At 68.0% G+C, this 19,513-nt stretch carries 16 protein-coding genes and 1 pseudogene; 3 read left to right on the forward strand and 14 right to left on the reverse strand.

The window, feature by feature from the left end:
* Positions 1–24 precede the first annotated feature (24 nt).
* Positions 25–592, forward strand: a pseudogene (locus FVP33_RS16815) (integrase core domain-containing protein); the annotation flags it as partial.
* Here FVP33_RS16815 and rbfA read toward each other — a convergent pair.
* The 11 genes from rbfA to FVP33_RS16870 all read right to left on the reverse strand — a co-directional run bounded on the left by rbfA (position 589) and on the right by FVP33_RS16870 (position 13,926).
* A complete protein-coding gene (gene rbfA, locus FVP33_RS16820; RefSeq protein WP_147784857.1) occupies positions 589–1,032 on the reverse strand; it encodes a 30S ribosome-binding factor RbfA in 444 nt (147 codons plus the stop codon). The pseudogene FVP33_RS16815 and the gene rbfA overlap by 4 nt on opposite strands.
* Before the next feature lie 131 nt (positions 1,033–1,163).
* A complete protein-coding gene (gene infB, locus FVP33_RS16825) occupies positions 1,164–3,881 on the reverse strand; it encodes a translation initiation factor IF-2 (protein WP_147784858.1) in 2,718 nt (905 codons plus the stop codon).
* A 74-nt stretch (positions 3,882–3,955) separates the two neighbouring features.
* On the reverse strand, positions 3,956–4,282 hold the full coding sequence (locus FVP33_RS16830; RefSeq protein WP_147784859.1) for a YlxR family protein: 327 nt from the start codon (positions 4,280–4,282) through the stop codon (positions 3,956–3,958).
* Positions 4,283–4,358: 76 nt separating this feature from the next.
* The gene (gene nusA, locus FVP33_RS16835) at positions 4,359–5,354 is read right to left on the reverse strand and encodes a transcription termination factor NusA (protein ID WP_147784860.1); all 996 of its coding nucleotides are present in this window, start codon (positions 5,352–5,354) and stop codon (positions 4,359–4,361) included.
* 244 nt (positions 5,355–5,598) lie between these two features.
* The gene (locus FVP33_RS16840; protein WP_147784861.1) at positions 5,599–6,528 is read right to left on the reverse strand and encodes a hypothetical protein; all 930 of its coding nucleotides are present in this window, start codon (positions 6,526–6,528) and stop codon (positions 5,599–5,601) included.
* A gap of 227 nt (positions 6,529–6,755) precedes the next feature.
* Positions 6,756–8,528, reverse strand: a complete 1,773-nt coding sequence (locus FVP33_RS16845) for a proline--tRNA ligase (RefSeq protein WP_147784862.1) — start codon at positions 8,526–8,528, stop codon at positions 6,756–6,758.
* A gap of 48 nt (positions 8,529–8,576) precedes the next feature.
* Positions 8,577–9,725, reverse strand: a complete 1,149-nt coding sequence (gene ispG / locus FVP33_RS16850; protein WP_187270776.1) for a flavodoxin-dependent (E)-4-hydroxy-3-methylbut-2-enyl-diphosphate synthase — start codon at positions 9,723–9,725, stop codon at positions 8,577–8,579.
* Positions 9,726–9,792: 67 nt separating this feature from the next.
* Positions 9,793–11,121: a M50 family metallopeptidase gene (locus FVP33_RS16855; protein ID WP_147784863.1), complete on the reverse strand. Its 1,329-nt coding sequence runs from the start codon at positions 11,119–11,121 to the stop codon at positions 9,793–9,795.
* A gap of 64 nt (positions 11,122–11,185) precedes the next feature.
* Positions 11,186–12,274 carry a 1-deoxy-D-xylulose-5-phosphate reductoisomerase gene (gene dxr / locus FVP33_RS16860; RefSeq protein ID WP_147784864.1) on the reverse strand — a complete coding sequence of 363 codons (1,089 nt, stop codon included), beginning with the start codon at positions 12,272–12,274 and terminating at the stop codon, positions 11,186–11,188.
* A 91-nt stretch (positions 12,275–12,365) separates the two neighbouring features.
* Complete coding sequence (locus FVP33_RS16865; protein ID WP_147784865.1) at positions 12,366–13,331, reverse strand: FKBP-type peptidyl-prolyl cis-trans isomerase; 966 nt, start codon at positions 13,329–13,331, stop codon at positions 12,366–12,368.
* Between the two features lie 127 nt (positions 13,332–13,458).
* On the reverse strand, positions 13,459–13,926 hold the full coding sequence (locus tag FVP33_RS16870; protein WP_147784866.1) for an OsmC family protein: 468 nt from the start codon (positions 13,924–13,926) through the stop codon (positions 13,459–13,461).
* 70 nt (positions 13,927–13,996) lie between these two features.
* Between FVP33_RS16870 and gabT the strand changes: the two genes are divergently transcribed.
* On the forward strand, positions 13,997–15,358 hold the full coding sequence (gabT, locus tag FVP33_RS16875) for a 4-aminobutyrate--2-oxoglutarate transaminase (RefSeq protein WP_147784867.1): 1,362 nt from the start codon (positions 13,997–13,999) through the stop codon (positions 15,356–15,358).
* The gene (locus FVP33_RS16880) at positions 15,355–16,338 is read left to right on the forward strand and encodes an asparaginase (RefSeq protein ID WP_147784868.1); all 984 of its coding nucleotides are present in this window, start codon (positions 15,355–15,357) and stop codon (positions 16,336–16,338) included. The genes gabT and FVP33_RS16880 overlap by 4 nt, the downstream gene beginning before the upstream one ends.
* Positions 16,339–16,360: 22 nt before the next feature.
* Here FVP33_RS16880 and FVP33_RS16885 read toward each other — a convergent pair whose 3' ends face one another.
* The 3 genes from FVP33_RS16885 to FVP33_RS16895 are packed head-to-tail and all read right to left on the reverse strand — an operon-like array spanning position 16,361 to position 19,511.
* Positions 16,361–17,713, reverse strand: a complete 1,353-nt coding sequence (locus FVP33_RS16885; protein ID WP_246142392.1) for a transaminase — start codon at positions 17,711–17,713, stop codon at positions 16,361–16,363.
* Positions 17,714–17,715: 2 nt separating this feature from the next.
* The gene (locus tag FVP33_RS16890; protein ID WP_147784917.1) at positions 17,716–18,546 is read right to left on the reverse strand and encodes an ABC transporter permease; all 831 of its coding nucleotides are present in this window, start codon (positions 18,544–18,546) and stop codon (positions 17,716–17,718) included.
* 32 nt (positions 18,547–18,578) lie between these two features.
* On the reverse strand, positions 18,579–19,511 hold the full coding sequence (locus FVP33_RS16895; RefSeq protein WP_147784869.1) for an ABC transporter permease: 933 nt from the start codon (positions 19,509–19,511) through the stop codon (positions 18,579–18,581).
* Positions 19,512–19,513: the final 2 nt, after the last annotated feature.

Raw genomic sequence — 19,513 nt, forward strand, 5'->3', positions numbered from 1 at the left:
CTCAGATAGGCGAAACCGGTCCACTACGAGCATGCCGCGCCGGGCGATCTTGTCCACGTCGATATCAAGAAACAGGGCCGCATCCCCGATGGTGGCGGCCACCGGATGCTCGGCCGCACCATCGGCAACCGCAACAACAAAAAACAGGGTCGCGGCTACTCGTTCCTGCACCACGCGGTCGACGACCACTCCCGCCTGGCTTACTCCGAGATTCTCACCGACGAGAAGAAAGAGACCGCCGCCGGGTTCTGGATCCGCGCGAACACGTTCTTCGAAAACCACGGCATCACCGTCAAACGTGTCCTCACCGATAACGGCTCTTGCTACCGATCCGGTGCCTTCACCGCCGCGCTGGGCGAGACGATCAGCCACACGTTCACCCGCCCCTACCGGCCACAGACGAACGGGAAGTCGAACGATTCAACCGCACCCTCGCCCAGGAATGGGCCTACGCCCACACCTACAAGCGACGAGGCCCGAGCGGCGACCTACCAGCAGTGGCTCCATGACTACAATCACCAGACCCCACACCGGCATCGGCGGCAAATCACCAATCGAACGCGTTCACAACGTCCCCGGGAACTACACCTAGTCCTCGTCGTCTTCCGCGTACTCGCGCGGCTTCACGTACGGGTCCTCATCGCCGGCGTACTGTGCAGTGCTCTTGAGGCTGCCGAGCTCGGCGTCGCGGCTGTGGGCCTCGGCCAGAAGCGCCTCGATGTGCTTGGCGTTCTCCGGGATGGCGTCGGCGATGAACTCGAGCGACGGGGTGAGCCGCGCCGTGATGTTCTTGCCGACCTCGCTGCGGAGCATGCCGGTCGCCGACTTCAGCGCGGCCGCGGAATCCGCCCGCTCCTCATCGGTGCCGTAGACCGTGTAGAAGACGGACGCGTGCTGGAGGTCGCCCGTCACCTTGACGTCGGTGATCGTGACGAAGCCCAGCCGCGGGTCCTTGAGGCCCCGCTCGAGCGTCTTGGCCACAATCACCTTGATGCGGTCCGCCATCTTGGCGGCGCGAGCCGGATCAGCCATAGTCTTTCCCTTTTCCTTCTCAAACAACTGGTAGCGGACGGCGGAGGCCGGTGCCTGGGAAACAGGCTTGCGGAGCTTGCGGAGCTCCGCCTGTTTCCCGGGCACCGGCCGTAGCCGACTGCGGACGGGTGTTAGACCCGCACCTTCTCTTTGAGCTCGATCGTCTCGATCTCGTCGCCGATCTGGATGTCGTTGAACTTGCCGAGACCGATGCCGGCCTCGAAGTCCGTGCGCACCTCGGTGACGTCATCCTTGAATCGACGCAGCGACTCGATGGCCAGGTTGTCGCCGACCACGACGCCGTCGCGGATGACTCGTGCCTTCGCGTTGCGGGTGATCGTGCCGGAGCGCACGATGACACCCGCCACGTTTCCGAACTTGGACGAGCGGAAGACTTCGCGGATCTCGGCGACGCCGGACTGCACCTCTTCGAACTCGGGCTTGAGCATTCCCTTGAGCGCGTTCTCCACGTCTTCGAGCGCGGCGTAGATCACGGAGTAGAAACGCACGTCGACACCCTCGCGAGCCGAACGCTCCCGAGCCTTGGTGTCCGGTCGCACGTTGAACCCGATGATGATCGCGTTGTCGATCGTCGCGAGGTTGACGTCGCTCTCGGTGATGGCACCCACGCCGCGGTGGATGATGCGCAGCTGCACGCTGTCGTCCACCTCGATCTTGAGCAACGACTCCTCGAGCGCCTCGACGGCACCCGAGACGTCACCCTTGATGATGAGGTTGAGCGACTCGACCTTGCCGTCTTCGAGGGCCTTGGTGAAGTCCTCGAGGCTGATCCGCTTGCGGCTGCGGGCGAGCAGGGCGTTGCGCTCCGCTGCCTCGCGCTTCTCGGCGATCTGGCGGGCGGTGCGGTCATCGTCCGTGACGAGGAACGTGTCACCGGCGCGGGGCACCGACGTGAGTCCGAGCACGGAGACGGGGCGGGCCGGGGTGGCGAACTGCACCGCCGTGCCGTTCTCGTCGAACATCGCACGAACGCGTCCGTAGGCGGTCCCCGCCACGATCGCGTCGCCGACCTCGAGAGTTCCCGACTGGATGAGTACGGTCGCGACCGCGCCACGTCCCTTGTCGAGCTTGGCCTCGATGGCCACGCCGCGCGCATCCTTGTTCGGGTTCGCGCGCATGTCCAGTCCGGCATCCGCCGTCAGGAGCACTGCATCGAGCAGTTCGGGGATGCCGATCTTGTTGAGCGCAGAGACGTCGATGAACATGGTGTCCCCGCCGTACTCCTCGGCGACCAGGCCGAACTCGGTGAGCTGCTGGCGCACCTTGGCCGGGTTCGCCCCGACCTTGTCGATCTTGTTCACCGCGACCACGATCGGCACGTTGGCCGCCTGGGCGTGGTTGAGAGCCTCGATCGTCTGCGGCATGATGCCGTCATCGGCCGCGACCACGAGGATCGCGATGTCGGTGACCTGCGCGCCACGGGCACGCATGGCGGTGAACGCCTCGTGACCCGGTGTGTCGATGAAGGTGATGGCGCGCTCGACGCCCTCGTGCTCGGCGACGACCTGGTAGGCACCGATGTGCTGGGTGATGCCACCGGCCTCGCCGGCGACGACGTTGGCGTTGCGGATCGCGTCGAGCAGACGCGTCTTACCGTGGTCGACGTGACCCATGACGGTGACGACGGGCGGCCTCGCGACGAGGTCCTCATCGGTTTCGTCTTCGAGCTCCTGGTCGAGGTCGAGGTCGAAGCCTGCGAGAAGCTCGCGGTCCTCATCCTCCGGCGAGACCATTTCGATCTTGAAGCCGAGCTCGTCGCCCAGGATGTCGAACGTCGCCTCGTCCAGCGACTCCGTCGCCGTGGCCATCTGGCCGAGGTGGAACAACACGGTGACGAGGTTTCCGGGACTCGTGTCGATCTTGTCGGCGAAGTCCGTGATGGACGCGCCACGACGCAGGCGAACGACGGTCTTGCCGTCGCCACGGGGGACGCTGACGCCACCCAGCGACGGGGCTTCGCGCAGTTCGAATTCTGCTCTCTTCGTACGCTTCGACTTGCGGGCCTTGCTCTTGCCGCCTCCGCGACCGAACGCGCCTGCCGTGCCGCCGCCGGGGCCGCGACCGCGACCTCCACCGCCGGCCGGGCGGTTCGGGCCGAAGTTGGACCCTGGTGCTCCGGCGGGTGCTCCACCCGGACGGAAGCCGCCACCGGCTCCGCCGGGTCGGGCTCCGGCGCCACCTGGACGCTGGAATCCACCGCCGGCCGCAGCCGGTCGCTGGCCGAATCCGCCCGGGCGCTGGCCCTGGCCGGGTCCGCCGGGTCGCGGTGCGCCTGGGCGCGGTGCGGCCGGGCGCGGGATGCCACTGGGGCTGGCCGCGGGGCGCGTGTTCATGCCCTGGGTGCTCGCATACGGGTTATTGCCGGGACGCGGCGCGCCGGGGCGCTGCATGCCCTGCGTGCTCGCGAACGGGTTGTTGCCCGGTCGCGCTGTGCCGGGGCGCGGGATGTTCGACCCAGCGGCGGCGGGCGCCGCCGGGGTGGCCGGAGCGGCCGCGTCTGGCGTCACCGCGGGTGCGGCCGGCGCGGCGGGTGCGGCCTCCGCAGCCGGGGCAGGAGCGGCGGGCGCCACAACTACCGGGGCGGGGGCGGCGGGCGCCTCGACCACGGGGGCCGGACGCGGAGCCGGGGCGGGGGCCGGGGCGGCCACCTTCTCCGGCGCCTGGATACCGTCGGCGGCGAGCGCAGCACGAAGCTTGCGGGCAACCGGTGGTTCGATGCTTGAGGAAGGTCCCTTGACGAATTCGCCCATTTCCTTGAGCTTCTCAAGGGCCTTCTTGCTGTCAATGCCGAGTTCTGCTGCGATCTCGTGCACGCGTGGTTTTGCCACTGTTCTCCTTGTCGGGCCAACTCCCGATGAGGAGAAGACCTTAGTTACGGACGGGACTCATTTCGAGTCACTCATTAGTTGTCGCTCATTAGTTGGTCACTTTGCCGTTCAGCCTGTTCTTCTTTGGAACCGTGCGGTTCCGACTGGTGGGTGGTGCTGGTCTGTACCGCTTCGCTCAGTTGCTGCATCGCGAGCACGCCGTCGACCCTCAGCGCTCGGCCAAAAGCCTTGCGAGTGATCGAGGTTCCGACGCAGTCAACGGTGGGATGCACCCAAGCGCCTCGACCGGGGAGTGTCGCTGAGAAATCCACGACAGCCTCACCGTCACGCGCAACGACCCGCAGAAGAGAGGATCGTTCGGCACGCTGACGACAGCCAAGACACGTTCTTACAGGTTTCATACTATCCCCTTCGTCAACCGGATGCCGTGCCGGCCTATTCCCTCGCGCGCCGCCCCGGGCCGCCGGGGCCGGGGTATCAGCTGTCCTCGAGAATCGAGTCGGGCTGGATGTCGATCCGTGCGCCCGTCAGCTTGGCGGCGAGGCGGGCGTTCTGGCCCTCCTTGCCGATGGCGAGCGAGAGCTGGTAGTCCGGAACGAGCGCCCGAACCGCCTTGGTCGAGGCGTCGATCACGTACGACGACGTCACCTTGGCCGGCGACAGGGCGTTCGCGACGAACGTCGCCAGGTCCTCGTGGTAGTCGACGATGTCGATCTTCTCGTTGTTCAGCTCGGCGGTGACGGCACGAACCCTCTGCCCCATCTCGCCGATGCAGGCACCCTTGGCGTTGACTCCCGGCTCGTTGGCCTTCACCGCGATCTTGGTGCGATGCCCGGCCTCGCGGGCCAAGGACACGATCTCCACCACGCCGCTCGCGATCTCCGGCACCTCGAGGGCGAAGAGCTTGCGAACGAGAGACGGATGCGTGCGCGAAACGGTGATCTGGGGCCCCTTGACGCCCTTGCTCACGCTCGTCACGTAGACGCGGATGCGGGAGCCGTGCGCGTAGACCTCACCCGGCACCTGCTCCTCGGGCGGCAGGATCGCCTCGACGGTGCCGAGGTCGATATGGATCATCCGGGGGTTCGGACCCTGCTGGATCATCCCGGCGACGATGTCGCCCTCGCGTCCCTTGAACTCGCCGAGCACCTTGTCGTCGCCGATGTCGCGCAGGCGTTGGTTGATCACCTGCTTCGCGGCGAACGCCCCGATCCGACCGAAGTCGCTCGGCACATCCTCCGCCTCGCCGATGACTTCGCCCTCATCGTTGAGCTCCGGAACGAAGATGCTCACGTGTCCGGACTTGCGGTCGAGCACCACGCGCGCCTGCGGGTTGCCGTCCTTGGTTTCGACGGCTCCGGTGTGCTTGAGATAGGCCGTGAGAATCGCCTGCTCGATGATCACCACGAGTTCATCGAAGGGAATTTCGCGTTCGCGCTCCATGAGGCGTAAAACGCTCAGATCAATCTCCACCCGAGGGCCTCCACTATTCAACTAGTCCGTCGTGCACGAACCGCGCACACGACGTATCCCTCTAAGTTAGCAGCCCGCCGGCGGTGCTCCCCTGCGCCGCCGGTCCCCCGCCCCCTGCCTGCCCGCTCCCTGACTCCGTCTCCTCAACTCATCTCCCGTCGCCTCTCGCGTCGACTCGGCAGAATTGGCGCCACCGGCGCGCGGGAAGCGCCATTTCTGCCCACTCGGTGGATCGCCGTCGGCCTCAGCCGCGCCATCCGCGCTCTCGAAGGATGCCTTTCACCCGGTCGGTGAACGGCCCCGGTCGCACGAACACGTGGTCGGCGGTGACCCGCACGTGCCGCCAGCCCGCGGCTTCGAAGAGTTCACGGCGCTCGATGTCGTTGCGAAAGGTTCGCGCATCGGTGCGATGCCCGTCTCCCTCGTAGTCGAACACCACCCTCCACTCCTCGAGCGTGAGGTCGGCGTGCAGGACGAGTCGGCCACCATCGACCGGCGTCGGGGCATTCACCCGCGGCTCGGGGATGCCCGCTGCGACGAGCAGCAGCCGGGTGAGCGACTCGGGACGCGAGTCAACGCCGAAGCGGATTCGCGACACGGCCCACACGAGCCTCGTCACCCCTCGACCGCCGCGGAATCGCCGCACGGCGATCTCAAGGAGGGCAATCGAGGTGAGTGGTTCCGTGCGAGAACCTCCCGGCAATCGCCTCCCTGACGCGAGGAAGTCGCCCGCCGCGACCAGATCCTCGCGGGAGAGGAACGCGGCCAGGTGGCACCAGGTCGTGGCCGGATCCGTGACCGAGAGGCCGCCGAACATCGCGAAGTCCCCCACGGTGAGCCGATGACCGACCACCGCTCGGGACCGCGGCCGAGACACCGACCCCCTCGAGGAGACGTGGAGCGGTGCAACTTCGATCGACTCGGGCAGAGGGACTCCGAAAATCGCGGCGGCGGTGCTGTGGCTGAAGACCTCCCCCGGCCCGAGTCTCGGCTCGTAGGCGCGGCACAGTCCGAGGATCGAGGCGAGGTCGAGATCGAGGCAACTCACACCGTGGAACGGATGCGCGACATCCGCGCCGCGAAGGCGCCCCCGGGTGAGCGAGTGGCCGACGGTGTCACTCGTGAGAAACGCGGTGCCGAGGAGACGGCGCGGGATCGGGACGATTCTCGGCATGACTCATCCTCGACATCCGTCGCCGGTCGGCGCGCCCGTTCTCCACAGGCGGAGGCGCCCGCTGCGCCCCGCGACACACCGCGGCGCCCCCAGCACCTCACCCGGCTCGGTGAGTGGGCAAAAGTGGCGCCATCCGTGGTGCTATGGCGCCACTTTTGCCCACTCAGCGATATCGACGCGGCGCGCGCCAGCGGCGCGCGCAACGAACGGGCTACCTCAGGCGGGGCTCAGGCGAGCGCGGCGACGGCGTCCACGACCTCGCCGATGCCCACGGGCGTCTTCACTCCGGTGCGGCGATCCCACAACTCGACCCTGCCCTCGGCGATGCCCTTGCCCACGATCACGATCACCGGCACGCCGATGAGTTCGGCATCCCCGAACTTCACGCCGGGCGAAACCTTCGGGCGATCGTCGAAGAGCACGTCGAACCGGGCGTCCTCGAACTCGGCGACGAGCTTCTCCGCGGCCGCGTGCACCTCGGGCTCCTTCGTCGCCGCCACCACGTGGACGTCGAACGGCGAGACGTTCCGCGGCCAGATCAGGCCCCTCGAGTCGTTGTTGGCCTCCGCGATGACGGCGAGAATGCGCGTGACCCCGATGCCGTAGGACCCCATGGTCACCGTGACGAGCTTGCCGTTCTCATCGAGCACCTTGAGCCCGAGCGCCTCCGCGTACTTGCGGCCCAGCTGGAACACGTGACCGATCTCCATGCCGCGAGCCAACTCCACGGGGCCGGAGCCGTCTGGCGCCGGGTCGCCGGCAAGCACCTCGGCGACCTCGACCACGCCATCCGCCTCGAAGTCGCGGCCGGCCACCAGCCCGAAGACGTGTTTGCCGTGCTCGTTCGCACCGGTGATCCAGCCGGAGCCGTCGGACACGCGGGGGTCGAGGAGGAACCGGATGCCGGTCTCCGAGCGAATTCCGAGCACAGGCCCGGCCGCGGTCCAGGGACCGATGTAGCCCTTCACGAGCCCCGGGTGCTTCTGGAAGTCGGCCTCGGTTGCCGCCTCGACCTCGGCGGGCGCGAACGCCACCTCCGCGCGCTTGAGGTCGACATCCCGGTCGCCGGGCAGGCCGACCACCACGAGTTCCCGCGTGCCGTCGAGGGCGGTGAGGGCGAGCACGATGTTCTTCAGCGTGTCGGCGGCCGTCCACGCGCGGCCGTCCGGTCGCGGGTGCTTCTCGTTGGCGACATCCACGAGGGTCTGGATCGTGGGCGTGTTGGGGGTGTCGAGCACCTCGGCCGGGGTGAGCTTCTCGTACGAGCGGGACTCGGGGGCGATCGTGCGGAACGCCTCCACGTTCGCCGCGTAGCCGCCGTTCGATCGCACGAAGGTGTCCTCGCCCACCGGGGTGGGGTGCAGGAACTCCTCGCTGCGTGATCCGCCCATCGCTCCGGCATCCGCCTCCACGATGACGTAGTCCAGGCCGAGGCGAGCGAAGATTCGCTCGTAGGCGTCGCGCTGCCTCTGGTACGACTCGTCCAGGCCGGCGTCGGTGTAGTCGAAGGAGTACGCGTCCTTCATGGTGAACTCGCGGCCGCGGAGCAGGCCGGCGCGGGGTCGCGCCTCGTCCCGGTACTTGTCCTGGATCTGGTAGATCGACAGGGGCAGGTCCTTGTAGCTGGAGTAGAGGTCCTTCACCAGGAGCGTGAAGACCTCCTCGTGGGTCGGGGCGAGCAGGTAGTCCGCCCCCTTGCGGTCCTTGAGGCGGAAGATACCGTCGCCGTAGTCGGTCCAGCGGTTGGTGACCTCGTAGGGCTCACGCGGCAGCAGGGCGGGGAAATGCACCTCCTGGGCGCCGGCATTCGCCATCTCCTCGCGGATGATCGCCTCGATCTTGCGACGCACCTTGAGCCCGAGCGGCAGCCAGGCGAACACGCCGGGGGCCTGCCTCCTGATGTAGCCGGCTCGCACGAGAAGGCGATGGCTCGCCACCTCGGCATCTGCCGGGTCTTCGCGGAGGGTGCGGACAAAGAGTTGGGAGAGGCGTGTTGGCACCCTTGCTACTTTACCGGGCACGGATGGGCGATCCGCGGACGGGTCGGCTCAGGCGGTGACAACCTCGGGAGACCCGACGGCTCCGGCCGGCATCTCCGCGGCGAGCCGGTTGGCCTCCTCGATGAGGGTCGCGACGATCTCCGACTCCGGCACGGTCTTGATGACCTCGCCCTTGACGAAGATCTGGCCCCGCCCGTTGCCGCTCGCCACGCCGAGGTCCGCCTCGCGGGCCTCCCCCGGTCCGTTGACGACGCAGCCCATCACCGCGACGCGGAGCGGAACCGTCATCTTCTCGAGGCCGGCCGTGACGTCGTTGGCGAGCTGGTAGACATCCACCTGGGCGCGACCGCAACTCGGGCAGGACACGATCTCGAGCTTGCGCTCGCGCAGGTTCAGCGACTGCAGAATCTGCAGCCCCACCTTCACCTCCTGCACGGGAGGGGCGGAGAGGGACACCCGGATGGTGTCTCCGATGCCCTCGGAGAGCAGGATGCCGAACGCCGTCGCGGACTTGATGGTGCCCTGGAACTCCGGCCCGGCCTCGGTCACGCCGAGGTGGAGCGGCCAGTCGCCGCGCTCGGCGAGCAACCGGTAGGCCTTCACCATGATGACGGGGTCGTTGTGCTTCACCGAGATCTTGAAGTCGTGGAAGTCGTGCTCCTCGAACAGGCTCGCCTCCCAGACTGCGCTCTCGACGAGTGCCTCGGGGGTGGCCTTGCCGTACTTCTGCAGAATGGTGGGCTCGAGCGAGCCGGCGTTGACGCCGATGCGGATGCTCACGCCGGCCGCCTTGGCCGCCGCGGCGATCTTGCCGACCTGGTCGTCGAACTTGCGGATGTTGCCCGGGTTGACGCGCACGGCGCCGACCCCGGCATCGATCGCGGTGAACACGTACCGGGGCTGGAAGTGGATGTCGGCGATCACCGGGATCTGACTCTTCGCCGCGATGATGTGAAGGACGTCCGCGTCGTCCTGGTGCGGAACGGCCACGCGCACGATGTCACAGCCGGTGGCCGTGAGTTCGGCGATCTGTTGCAGCGTCGCGTTGATGTTGGTGGTCTGCGTGGTGGTCATCGACTGCACGCTGACCTGGGCGTCGCCGCCCACCTTCACCTTGCCGACGGAGATCTGGCGGGTCTTGCGACGCGGGGCCAATACGGGCGGAGTGGAGGGCATACCCAAGTTGATTGCTGGCACGCCTCCGATTCTAAGCGTCCCCGGTGAACGCCCGCTGGGCGGGTGCGCCATCGGCGCCGCGGCGGGGCTAACCGATGGGGATGGGTTTGACGATGTCCGCGTAGATCAGAAGCACGCTCATCGCGCCGAGGACGATCACGATGGCGAACGTGAGCGGCACGAGCCTGGCCGTGTCGACCGGCCCGGGGTCGCGGCGCTTGAAGAGCTTGGCGAAGAAGCGTCGGATGGCCTCCCACAGCGCGCCGGCGACGTGGCCGCCGTCGAGGGGCATGAGTGGCACGAGGTTGAACACGAGCAGCGCGACGTTGAGCGACGCGATGATGCCGAGGAGGTAGGAGAAGCGCTCGACGAACGGGATCGTGTTGATGCTCGTGATCTCGCCGGCGAGGCGGCCGACGCCGACCACGCTGACCGGTCCGTTGGGGTCGCGGGCGCCCGGGCCGAACGCGGCGTTCGCGACATCCACGAGGCGGGCCGGGAGGTTGAGGATGAGGTGCACGTCCTGGCCGATGGTCGTGCCGACCGCGGGCAGCACTGCGGACACGGGCTGCTTCTTGAGTTCGTAGGCGGCGCCGATGCCCAGGAAGCCGACCTTCTCGGTGACCGGCTTCTTGCTCGCGTCTTCGACGACCTTGCCCGCGGCGTCGTAGACGTAGCGCTCGGTGAGCAGCGGCGTCGCGGTGAGGTCCACCTTCTTGCCGTCGCGCAGCACGGTGATCGCGAGCGAGTCCCCCGCCGATTTGCGGATGATCGACGTCGCCTGGGTCCAGCTGTCGATGGTGCTGCCGTTGATGCTCAGGATCTTGTCGCCCGGCTTGATCCCGGCGGCCGCCCCCGGAGCCGCCGCGGCATCCGGAGTGCACTTCTGGCTCGCGCTCGAGGCCGGAACAACGCAGGCCGACACACTGCCGACGGTGGTACTCAGCTGCTGGGTGCCGAACCCGCAGAGCACGATCGCGAACAGCACGACGGCGATCACGAGGTTCATGAACGGGCCGCCGAGCATGATGATCACGCGCTTGTAGACCGGAAGCTTGTAGAAGACGCGGTTCTCGTCGCCCTCCCTGATCGTGTCGGCGCTCGCGCTCCTGGCGTCCTGCACGAGGCTTTGGAAGAAGCCAGTGCTCGCGCTTCTGACCTTGCCGCCCTCGCGGGCCGGCGGATACATGCCCGTCATCGAGATGTAGCCGCCGAGGGGAATCGCCTTGACGCCGTACTCCGTCTCGCCCCGCTTGCGGGAGAAAAGGGTCGGACCGAACCCGATCATGTACTGGCCGACGCGCACACCGAAGAGCTTCGCCGGCACGAGGTGGCCGACCTCGTGGAGCCCGATGGACACGGCGATGCCGACGAGCACGACAAGGATGCCAAGAATGTACAGCAGGACGGTTTCCACGGATCCAAGGATAAGCGCGTGACACTAGCAACTGGCTGTGTGCGCGGCCCCCGCTTTCAAGGGGCTACCCGCGGGCGGAGAGCATCCGCTCTGCGGCCTCCCGGGCCCAGCGCTCGGCGTCGAGAACGGCGTCGATGGTGAGCGCACCCTCGTGCGGGTTGTGCGCGTCCACGACTGCCGCGACGGTGTCGAGGATGTCGAGATAGCCGATCCGACCGGCGTGGAACGCGCACACCGCCTGCTCGTTCGCCGCGTTGAACACCGCCGGGAACGTGCCGCCCACCCTCCCGACGCTCTTGGCGAGCTCCACCGCCGGGAAGGCCTCGGTGTCGAGCGGCTCGAAGGTCCAGCTGCTCGCGGTTGTCCAGTCGAGGGGTACCCCGACGCCGGGCACGCGGTGCGGCCAGTCGAGGCCGAGCGAGATCGGCAGCCGCATGTCGGGCGGCGAGCACTGGGCGATCGTCGACCCGTCGATGAATTCCACCATCGAGTGCACGATGGACTGCGGATGCACCGTCACATCGATCCGGTCGTACGGCACGTCGAAGAGGTAGTGGGCCTCGATCACCTCGAGCCCCTTGTTCACCAGGGTCGACGAGTTGGTGGTGACGACGAGCCCCATGTCCCAGGTCGGATGCGCGAGCGCCTCGGCGGGCGTCACGTCGCTCAGCGACTCGCGGCTGCGGCCCCTGAACGGCCCACCGGAGGCGGTGAGCACGAGTCGCCGCACCTCTGCGGCAGTCCCCGAGCGCAGGGCCTGCGCGATGGCCGAGTGCTCGGAGTCCACCGGAACGATCTGCCCGGGGCTCGCCAGGGCGGTGACGAGGTCGCCGCCCACGATGAGGCTCTCCTTGTTTGCGAGGGCGAGCGTCGTGCCGCCCTCGAGGGTGGCAAGCGTGCAGCCGAGTCCGACCGACCCGGTGATGCCGTTGAGCACGACATCCGCGGCCACCGTGCGCACGAGCTGCTCGGCCTCGATCTCGCCGAGCGCCGTGTGTTCGACGCCGAAGACGCGCGACTGCTCGTCCATCGCCGCCCGGTTTCTGCCCGCCGCCAACCCCACGACCTCGAACAGGTCGCGGTGGGCCGCGATCACGTCAAGCGCCTGCACTCCGATCGAACCGGTCGACCCCAGGATGATTACTCGGCGCATGACGCCATCCTTTCATCCCCCGCACCAAACGACGAGAGCGCCGCCGCCGCCCGGTGGGGCGGCGACGACGCTCTCGTCTCGTTCTGTGCGACTACTGGGTGGCGAGGATGTCGATCACGAACACCAGGGTGTCCGTGCCGCTGATTCCGGCCTGGGCCTGGCCTGCCGCTCCGTAGCCGTCGGCGGGCGGGATCACGGCGAGCACCTGCGAGCCGACCTTCTGGCCGACGAGGGCCTTACCGAATCCGGGGACCACGCCCGTGGTCTGGAAGGTCGCCGGGGTGCCCTTCGTCCAGCTGGAGTCGAAGACCTTTCCGGTACCCCAGATGACTCCCGTGTAGTGCACGGTGACGGATGCCCCGTCCTTGACCGTGGCGCCGCTGCCCTTCTTGAGGTCGGCGATCTGAAGGGTCGCCGGCGCGTCGGTCTTCGGCACCGTGATCGTCGGTGAACCGCTCGCGGCGAGCTTCACCGTCGGCAGGCCGGCGGGCGCCGGCTGCGCGGTCCCGTTCGCCTTCTTGAGGACCGAGACCGGCTTCTTCGCGCTCACGACGTCGATGACGAAGATTATCGAGTCCTTGGCACCGATGCCGAGGCTCGGCGATCCGGTCTTGCCGAAGGCGTCGGCGGGCGGGATGATCGCCGACACGCGCGATCCCTGCGGCGAGCACGCGACGGCCTTGTAGAGCCCCGGAATGAGGCTCTTCTTGTCGAGGGTGAGCGGCTGGGCCTTGGCCTTGCCGAATCCGGTCGAGTCGATCTTCTTGCCGGTGGTGGCGTTGAAGACCGTGTAGTTGATGCTGACGGCGCTGCCCGACTGGGCGACCGTGCCCTTGCCCGCAATGTCCACTGTGCGTTCGGTGGCCTTCGCCGTGAGCGGCGTCGTGAACTTCACCGTCGGCTCCGCGCCGAATTTGCCCTTCACCGACACCTTGTCCGAACTCGCACCGGCCTTTGTCGCGACGCAGGAGCTGTCGGCGTTAGAGGTGGCCGAGCACGCGGCGAGCGAGAGTGCAAGCACGCCTGCGAGAGCGATCGAGCTGAGGAATTTCGACACAAATCTGCTTTCTGAAGTTCGGGAGGGTTTCGGCAAGTATTCCCGACCGACCTTTACGGAACCTGATCAGGGCCTGAATCAAGCGTACCGGAGCCGAAATAGCCGCGGCGACTCCGCCCGGAGACTGCTATTCGGCGAAAATGCGCGGCTCGTGCAGCACCGGAAAGTTGACGGAGTTCGCGATGAAGCACTTCGCGCCCGCCTCGTGGTGGAGTTCGAGCGCCAGGGCGGGGTCACCGGAGGAGATCGTGACGATCGGGCGCAGTGTGGCGCTGGTGAAGTGGCCACCCCCGTCCGCGGTCTGCACCATTGTGCCCTCCGCGGCATCCGTGTACGCCGTCACGACGACGCCGTTGGCGGCCGCGACATGGAGGTAGCTGAGCATGTGGCACTGGCTGAGCGCGGCGAGGAGAAGCTCCTCGGGGTTCCACCGGTCCGCGTCGCCGTGAAAGGTGCGGTCGCTCGACCCGCTGATCTCGTGCTTGCCGTCCGCGCGCACCACATGATCGCGGCCATAGGACTTGTAGTCGCTCGTGCCGGTGCCGCGGTTGCCGAGCCACTCGATTTCGACCGCGTAGTTGTGTTGGAGGATCACTCATTCCACGCTACCCCCTCAGCCGCCGCCCATCGAGTTTCTCGAGCCGCGGCGATAGGCTCGAGGCACCATGACTGACACGCTCGCTCCCCTGCAGACCACCGATCCGATCGTCCAGGAACGGCGAGTCCTCACCGCCATCCCCGGACCTCGTTCCCAGGCGATTCACGCGAGACGCCTCGCGGTCATCCCGGGCGGCGTCTCCTCGGCTCTCCCGGTCTACATCGCGCGGGCCCATGGCGCGATCGTCGTGGATGCGGACGGCAACCAATACATCGACCTCGGCTCCGGAATCGGCGTCATGACGATCGGTCACACCGACCCGGCCGTCGTCGCGGCCGCCACCGCCCAGCTCTCGCTCGTCACCCACGCGATGTTCACCATCACCCCGTACGAGTCGTACGTGCGCGTGGCCGAGCTGCTCGCCGAACACACCCCCGGCGACTTCGCCAAGAAGACGGTGCTGCTCAACTCCGGTGCCGAGGCCGTCGAGAACGCCGTCAAGATCGCCCGCAAGTTCACCGGACGCCCCGGCGTCGCCGTGCTCGAGCACGCCTACCACGGTCGCACCAACCTCACGATGGCGATGACCTTCAAGGCCATGCCGTACAAGGCAGGCTTCGGCCCCTTTGCGGGCTCCGTCCATCACGCCCCCAACTCCTACCCGTTCCGGGACGGCCTGAGCGGTGCCGAGGCGGCGAGGCGCACGATCGGCTATCTCGAGAAGACCGTGGGCGCATCCGACCTTGCCTGCCTCGTCGTCGAGCCGATCCAGGGCGAGGGCGGCTTCGTCGTACCGGCCGAGGGGTACCTTCCTGCCCTGCAGGAGTGGTGCACCGCGAACGGAATCGTCTTCATCGCCGATGAGATCCAGAGCGGCATGGCCCGAACCGGCGCGTACTTCGCGAGCGAGCACTTCGGCGTCGTGCCCGACATGGTGCTTACGGCGAAGGGCATCGCCGGCGGTCTGCCGATCGCGGGTGTCACCGGCCGTGCGGAGATCATGGACTCGTCGCATCCCGGCGGGCTCGGCGGCACCTTCGCCGGCAACCCGGTGGCGGCCGCCGCCGCGGTGGCGGTGTTCGACGCCATCGAGAGTCGCAACCTGCTCGCGGACGGCAAGCGCATCGAGGGGGTGCTGCTGCCGGCTCTGCTCGCCCTGCAGGGGAAGTACGACGTGATCGGCGACGTGCGCGGCATCGGAGCGATGCTCGCCATCGAGCTCGTGCTCCCGGGGACGGGATCGACCACCAAGGAGCCGAACCCCGCCGCCGTGTCGGCGATCACCACCTACGCCGCGCAGCACGGGGTGCTGCTGCTCAGCGCCGGCACGTTCGGCAACATCATCCGCTTCCTGCCTAGCCTCGCCATAACCGACGAGCTGCTGCGCGACGCGATCGGCGTGCTCGACGACGCCTTCGCCGCCCTGTGAGCCACCCGCTGCTGGCGGCCGAGGCCGTCGAGCTCGCGATCGTCTCGCGATCCGGTTTCGACGAGTCCAGGCACATCGGCGCGGCCGTCGTCGTCTCCGCTGACGGCTCCGTCACGCGGCAACTGGGCAACGGGAACGCGCTGATCTTCGGGCGATCCTCGCTCAAGCTCTTCCAGGCGATCGCCGTGCTCCGGGCGGGGGTCGAACTCGAGGGCGCCCAACTCGTGCTCGCCTCGGCGAGCCACGGCGGCACGGTCGACCACCTGCGCATCGTCGAGCAGCTTCTCGCGCGAGCCTGGGTCGGCGCGGAGGCGCTGCAGTGCCCGATCGACTGGCCCCTCGACGGCACCGCGCGGCACGCCTCGGCCGCCCCCAGCCGACTGCAGATGAACTGCTCGGGCAAACACGCGGCCTTCCTTCTGGCCTGCGTGACGAACGGCTGGCCGACGGACACCTACCTCGAACAGAGCCACCCGCTTCAGCTGCTCATCCGCTCCACGATCGAGGAGTTCACCGGCGAGAAGATCGACAGGGTCGGGGTGGACGGATGCGGCGCCCCCGTCTTCGCGACCAGCCTCCGCGGGCTCGCCACGGCCGTGGGCCGGGTCGCGTCGGCGACGGGCTCGAGGGGCGACCAGCACGCCGCGAGGCTGTCGGCGGCCATCCGCGAGAACGCCTGGGCCATCGACGGCGTCGGCAGACCGAACACCGTCGTGATCGAGGAACTCGGCATCGTCGCGAAGGGCGGCGCAGAGGGCGTGATGGTGATGGGACTGGCCGACGGCACCGCCGTGGCTCTCAAGATCCTGGACGGCGGGGCTCGAGCGGCGACCCTTGTCGCCATCGAGTTGCTCGCGTCCATCGGCGCGGTCGCGCGGCCGGACGCCGACCGGGTGATCGCCCTCACCACCGACGAGGTGCTCGGCGGCGGAGTGCCGGTTGGACGCCTGCGGGCGTCGGAACTCGTCCTCGAGCGCTGACTCCGGCACGGACGACGCGGCTCTACGCGAAGAGCGCCGCCACCGCCTCGCGGAACGCCGCCGTGTGACGCTCGACGTCGGCGGCCGTGGTGGCCGGACTCATCAGCGCCATGTTGTGGAACGGTGTGATGAGGATGCCCCGGTTGAGGGCGTGCAGGTGCAGGTACTGCTGCAGCTCGAAGTCGTCTGCCGCGGCGGCCTCCGCCCCGTCGACGGGCGGGGTGCGGCGGAAGCTGTACTCGGACCTGGCCCCGAGCTGGGTCACCTGCCACGGCACGTCGAACTCGTCGATGGCGGCCTGCACCCCGACCGTCCACTCGGTGGCCCGGTCGATCATGCCCACGAACGCGGAGGCGGTGAGCACCTCCGAGAGAGTGGCTCGGATGCCGGCGAGGGAGAGCGCATTTCCGGCGAGGGTGCCGCCCACCCCACCGACGTCGATGTCCTCGAGGTCGAGGCTCGCGCGCACGAGGGCCGCAAAAGATGCCGTCATTCCGTAGGCGCCGGCCGGGATTCCACCGCCGATGCTCTTGCCGACCACCACGGCATCCGGGTCGAGTCCGTCCCGGGCGATCATGCCGCCGGGGCCGGCGCAGAGCGTGTGCGTCTCGTCGATGATGAGGATCACGCCGTACTTCGTGCACAGCTCGCGGACGGCGGCGTGGTAGCCGGGCGCCGGCAGCACGATTCCGATGTTGGTCAGCGCCGGCTCCATGAGCATGGCGGCGATCTCACCGGTGGCGAGCACGCGCTCGAGGGCAGCGACGTCGTTGAACGGAACGACGGCGGTCGTGAGCGACGGCGGCACCGGAGCACCGATCGTGCCTCGGCGTTCGACCACGGCGCCCCGGTGGTCGAGGGTGGCATAGGCCTCGTCGACGGTGCCGTGGTAGCAGTAGTCGTGAACGACTATCTTGCGGCGGCCCGTGACCTGGCGCGCGTAGCGGATGAGGCTGCGGTTGGCGTCCGTGGCGGAGAGGCTGAACTGCCAGCTCGGCACGCCGAACCTCTCGGCGAGGAGCGTGGCTGCCGCGGCGGCGTCGGCCGTGGGGAGCATGAACGTCGAGCCGCGACCCAGCTGGGCGGTGATCGCCGCGACCGCGGCCGGCGGGGCGTGGCCGCACATCGCTCCGGTGTCGCCGAGGCAGAGGTCCACGTGGTCGATGCCGTCCGCGTCCACGAAGTGCGCGCCGCTCGCGCTCTCGACGTAGACGGGCCATGGTCCGGGCCACTTCGCCATCCAGAGCATGGGCACGCCGTCCGGCAAGTGCGGGAGCGCCTCGGCGAAGAGGGCCTCCGAGCGCGGCCTCGCCGCGGCGAAGGTCTGCATCTCGACGCGCCAGAGTTCGGCCAGGCGCTCTCGATCCTGGTACACGGCTACTGCACCTTTGCGAGCCGCTTGCGCCTCGCCGCCGCGGAGATCTGCTGGGCGAGCACGAGCACGATCGCGAGGATGAAGACCGCGGACGCGATGACGTTCGCCTCGGCCGGCACGCCGCGCGCGGCAGACACGTAGATGAACTTGGGGAACGTGTCCGTGGTGCCGGAGTTGAAGTTGGTGATGATGAAGTCGTCGAAGCTCAGGGCGAAGGAGAGCAAGGCCGCCGCGACGATGCCCGGCAGCAGCAGCGGGAAGGTGATGCGCCAGAACACCTGGCCGGGTGAGGCGTAGAGGTCGCGTCCGGCCTCCTCGAGCGCCGGGTCGAGGCTCGTGACCCTCGCCTTGACCGTCACGACGACGAAGCTGATGCAGAACATCGTGTGGGCGAGGATGATCGTGACGAGTCCCATGTCGGCGCCCAGGCCGAGGAACTCGGCGGCCAGTCCGGCGCCGAGCACGACCTCGGGCGTCGCCATCGGCAGGAACAGCAGCAGGTTCACCCCGGTGCGGAAGCGGAAGCGGTAACGCACGAGGGCGATCGCGATCGCTGTGCCGAGGGTGGTCGCGGCGAGGGTGGCGATGACGCCGATCAGGATGCTGTTGCCGAACGCCTCGCAGACCCCCTGCGCTGCACAGACGTTCGTCCACTTGTCGAGGGTGAACCCGCGCCAGGAGATGTTCGACTTGAGCGAATCGTTGAACGAGAACACGAACGTGTACACGATCGGCACGAGCAGGAAGATCAACGCGAGCGCCGAGTAGACGGGGAGCAGCCAGCGGCCGAGGCTGAATCGGGCCCGGGACGGCCGCGGTGCCGGCGTCTCCATCACCGTGCCCAGGGCCCGAGCCTCCTGGAGCGTCACAGCAGCCCCTCCGTTCCGGTCTTCCAGACATAGACCGACAGCAGGATGTAGACGATCACGAGCACGAGGATCGCCGACATCAGGATGATCGACAGCGCGGCGGCGGCGGGGTAGTTCTGCAAGTCGAAGAAGTTGCTGTCGATGACGTTGCCGATCATGGTCGTCCCCGTGCCACCGAGAAACTGCCGGCTCGCATTGACGTAGTCGCCGGCGGCCGGGATGAACGTGAGGAGCACGCCCGAGATGATGCCGGGCGCCGAGAGCGGGAGGGTGATCGTGCGGAAGGTGGTGAACGGCCGCGCATAGAGGTCGCTGCCGGCCTCCAGGTAGCGGGTGTCGAGCCGCTCGAGCACCGCGTACAGCGGAAGCGTCATGAACGGGATGAAGTTGTAGGTGAGCCCGAAGATCACCGAGAACGGGGTTCCGGTGATGTGCGCGTCCGGCGCCATGAGGGACAGTCCCTTGAGCGCCGAGACGAGGAACGACTCGTCGGAGAGCATCGACTTCCACGCCATCGTGCGCAAGAGGAAGCTGATGAAGAACGGCGCGATCACCAGCACCAGCAGGAGGTTCTGCAGGAGCGGCCGGTGCCGCACCTTCACCGCGATGAAGTAGGCCAGCGGGTAGCTGAACAGCAGCGCGAACACCGTCGCGACGAGCGAGTAGCCGAACGACCGCAGGATCTGGGGGCTGTACTGCGCGAGTACCGTCGCATAGTTGCCGATCTCGAAGCCGGGAACGTACTGCCCGATGTCACCGGAGGCCGTTGGCGCCTGCAGCGCGGTCGTCACGAGGGTGAAGAGCGGTACCAGGAAGAAGATCACGAGGTAGAGCACGCCGGGGGCGAGAAGCAGGAGCGCGATCTTGCTTCGGCGTTTCGGCGCCGGCTCCTGGGCGGGCGCCGCGCTGGCGAATGCTGAAAAGGCCACGG

The sequence above is a fragment of the Lacisediminihabitans profunda genome, from assembly GCF_008040105.1.
Lineage (GTDB): Bacteria > Actinomycetota > Actinomycetes > Actinomycetales > Microbacteriaceae > Lacisediminihabitans > Lacisediminihabitans profunda.

Excerpts from the sequence above, each read along its gene's own strand:
- rbfA (WP_147784857.1), bottom strand. The coding sequence starts at position 1,032 with ATGGCTGATCCGGCTCGCGCCGCCAAGATGGCGGACCGCATCAAGGTG.
- FVP33_RS16830 (WP_147784859.1), bottom strand. The coding sequence starts at position 4,282 with ATGAAACCTGTAAGAACGTGTCTTGGCTGTCGTCAGCGTGCCGAACGA.
- FVP33_RS16840 (WP_147784861.1), bottom strand. The coding sequence starts at position 6,528 with ATGCCGAGAATCGTCCCGATCCCGCGCCGTCTCCTCGGCACCGCGTTT.
- dxr (WP_147784864.1), bottom strand. The coding sequence starts at position 12,274 with ATGCGCCGAGTAATCATCCTGGGGTCGACCGGTTCGATCGGAGTGCAG.
- gabT (WP_147784867.1), top strand. The coding sequence starts at position 13,997 with ATGACTGACACGCTCGCTCCCCTGCAGACCACCGATCCGATCGTCCAG.
- FVP33_RS16890 (WP_147784917.1), bottom strand. The coding sequence starts at position 18,546 with ATGGAGACGCCGGCACCGCGGCCGTCCCGGGCCCGATTCAGCCTCGGC.